Raw genomic sequence first — 2,233 nt, 5'->3', positions numbered from 1 at the left:
CCGGCGCGTCCGCCCCGGCGGTGCGCGGCTCGCCGCGTCGGCCCTGCCGCCTTCCGCCGTCCGGACGGCTCTGCCGGTGCTCCGCCTGCTCCGGGGAGGTCGGGCGGAGTGGGACGTCGGTGGCGTCGACTTTCCACTCCGGGGTGCTCTGCCGGGGCCTCCCAGGTCGTCGCCCCGGCCGTCGAGTCGGCCCGTTGGCGTGGTGGTGCGATGTCCGTTCGGCCCCGCTGGTGCTCTGGTCGCGGGTGGGGAGTGGCGGGTCGACGGCGTCGACGGGGGACGGCGGTGGTGCCGGACGTCTACTCCCGCGGGTCACTTCTCGGGGCGGGGAGGGCGGCCAGGGCGGTGGTGGTGGCGTGGGCCATCCGGTGGTCCTGGTGGTCGGTGGTGCCGCGGAGGCGGGCGTAGCCTTCGACGGCGGCGAGGGCCAGCAGACCCGGGAGCAGGTCGGTGCTGCGGTCGGCGACCCAGCGGGTGCCTTTGGTAGCCATCCACCAGACGTCGGCCAGGGTGCCGGGTGGTGGTTCGGCGGGTTCGGGGGCGGGGGCCGGGCCCAGGGGGCGGCCGTGGGCGGTGAGCAGGTCGTGGAACCCGCGGGCGATCAGCTGGTGGCCCTCGGCGCTGGGGTGGAGGCGGTCGACGCTCAGCAGCCGGCGCTCCGCCGTCCAGGGCAGCTCGGCGATGTGCAGGTGGACGGCCCGGTGGCGGGCGGAGAGCGCGTGGACCACGGTGTTCACGGCGCGCATCCGGCGGGCCAGCGGGCGGGCGAGCGGACGCGGCAGGCGCAGAAGGGCGCCCGGGTCGGGTAGGCAGGCGGTCAGCACCACGGCGCCGCTGTCGGTGAGCCGGCCGAGGACGGTGTCCAGGGCCAGGGTGGTGCGGCCGACGTCGAATCCGGACCGCAGGGTGTCGTTGCCGCCGGCGACCACGGCGGCGAACCGTGGTCGCAGGGTGAGCGCCGCCGGCAGTTGCTCCGTCGTCAGGTCGGTGGTGAGCGCGCCGCTGCGCGCGAGGTTGGTGAAGTCGACCCCGGGTTGTGGCGGGGCCAGCGAGCGGGCGAGCAGGGCCGCCCAGCCGCGCCATCCGTCGGCGATGGGGTCGCCGACGCCTTCGGTGAGCGAGTCGCCGAGGGCGACGAACCGGACCGGTTCGCCGGTCCGCCGGCCGGCTCCGCGGGTCGCGCCGTGCGCGGCACCCGGGACGGTGCCGCCTCCTCCGTCCACTGTCGTGATGGTGTTCATCGGACCTCCCACCCGTTCCGTGCTGTTCCGTGCTGTTCCGTGCCGCCCTGTCCGTCGAAGGGGTGCTCAGCGGGCGGTGACGGGCGCCGCGCCGTGGGCGGCGAGGAAGGCCGTCACGGCCGTGGGCCAGCCGTACCGTTCGGCCTGGGCGCGGGCGGCGGCGCGCCGGGCCGGTTCGGGGCGCGCGAGGAGTTCGCGCACCGCCTCCGCGAACCCCGCGCCGGTCGGTTCGGCGGTCACACCGGCGGTGCCGACCAGCTCGGGCAGCGCGGAGCCGCGGTTGACGGCGACCGGCGTGCCGCAGGCGAGCGCCTCCAGCGCGGCCAGCCCGAAAGTCTCCACCGGCCCGGGCGCCAGCACCACGTCCGCGCAGCCGAGCAGCCCAGCGACGGCCTCGGGCCCGGCCAGGTGGCCGAGGAGGCGGACGGGCAGCCGATCCCGCGCGACCCGGTCGGCCAGCCGCGACCGCAGTGGTCCGGCGCCGGCCACCGCCAGCACCGCGTCGACCCCGGTGGACCGCAGCGCGGCCAGGGCGTCCAGGGCGAGCGCGGGTCGTTTCTCGGTGGAGAGCCGGGAGCAGAGCGCCAGCAGCACCTGGCCGGGGTCCGCGTACCGGGCCCGTTCCGCCGCCCGGTCGGCGGCGGGCGGGCGCAGGGCGGTGAGGTCCACGCCGAGCGGGGCGCGCGCGAGGTTCCGCACGCCCAGGCGGCGGAACTCGGCGGCGGCCCAGTCGGTCGTGCAGATCACCGTGTCGTACGACCGGGCGGTCCGGCCGTTGAGCCGGTTCGCGGCCGCGTCGGCGGCCGGGCCGGGCACGCCCCAGGTCCGCAGCACGCCGACGGCGCTCTCGTGCGACACCATCGCCGAGCGCACCCCGTGCCGCCGGGCCCAGGCCCCCGTCCAGCGCAGGGTGGTCCGGTCGGAGACCTCCAGCCGGTCGGGGGCGAGCCGTTCGAGTTCGGCGGCCACCGCCCGGCGGTCGGTGAGCAGCC

Annotated in this window: 2 protein-coding genes; both read right to left on the bottom strand. The window is 77.8% G+C overall.

Annotation, left to right across the window (positions count from 1 at the left end; translation table 11 throughout):
- Positions 1–299: 299 nt before the first annotated feature.
- Positions 300–1,241 (bottom strand): SGNH/GDSL hydrolase family protein, encoded by a 942-nt coding sequence (locus tag ABD308_RS10610; RefSeq protein WP_344331465.1) that lies wholly within the window; start codon positions 1,239–1,241, stop codon positions 300–302.
- Between the two features lie 66 nt (positions 1,242–1,307).
- On the bottom strand, positions 1,308–2,233 hold a 926-nt coding region (locus ABD308_RS10605), incomplete at its 5' end, for a glycosyltransferase (RefSeq protein WP_344331464.1).

The organism is Kitasatospora putterlickiae (assembly GCF_039527695.1).
GTDB lineage: Bacteria > Actinomycetota > Actinomycetes > Streptomycetales > Streptomycetaceae > Kitasatospora > Kitasatospora putterlickiae.
Note: the sequence above shows the minus strand (reverse complement) of the source record. Positions and strands in the feature narration are given on the sequence as shown.

Bases quoted from the DNA above. Each gene is read 5' to 3' on its own strand.
- ABD308_RS10610 (WP_344331465.1), bottom strand. From the start codon at position 1,241: ATGAACACCATCACGACAGTGGACGGAGGAGGCGGCACCGTCCCGGGT.